1 protein-coding gene is annotated in these 528 nt (G+C 58.9%); it reads left to right on the top strand.

Features of this window, described 5'->3' with window-relative positions; genetic code table 11:
- Window positions 1–5 precede the first annotated feature (5 nt).
- The coding region (locus GF617_RS26975; protein ID WP_276509473.1) for a CorA family divalent cation transporter at window positions 6–528 on the top strand (523 nt) is incomplete at its 3' end.

Here is a 528-nt window from a genome sequence, read left to right as displayed (position 1 = left end):
CCTGCATGACCATTATCGCCGCATATTATTACAACGAAGGTAAGCGAGTCCGTGAAATCAGGCTCGATGAGCACGTCGAACTAAACGAGAATCGCTCGGGCTTCTGCTGGATCGCGCTTAGCGAGCCCACCGCAGACGAACTCAGCGCGATCCAGACGACGTATAACCTCCATCCTTTGGCGATCGACAACGCCATGCACCCGCTGTGCCCGCCCAAGCTCGAGGTCTACAACGATGAGTTGTACGTCGTCGCCCAGACCGCCGAGCTGGTCGGCGACCGGATCAGCTACGGCAAGATGGCGATCTTCACCGGTCACAATCACCTTATCACCGTGCGGCACGGCAATGCCGGAGCGCTGGGCAAACTTCGGGAGCAACTCGAGGCATCGCCGACGCAGTTCGGCAAGGGTGTCGACTATGTGCTGCACGCGATCTTGCACCGAGTGGTCGACCAGTATCTGCCCATCTTCGAAATGATCGAGGACGACGTCCTGGCGATGGAGCGACGGTCGCTGCACGATTTCCTCG

This window comes from Lelliottia sp. RWM.1, assembly GCF_016859735.1.
Classification (GTDB): domain Bacteria; phylum Pseudomonadota; class Gammaproteobacteria; order Enterobacterales; family Enterobacteriaceae; genus Enterobacter.
This window is presented reverse-complemented; position numbering and strand designations above follow the sequence as displayed.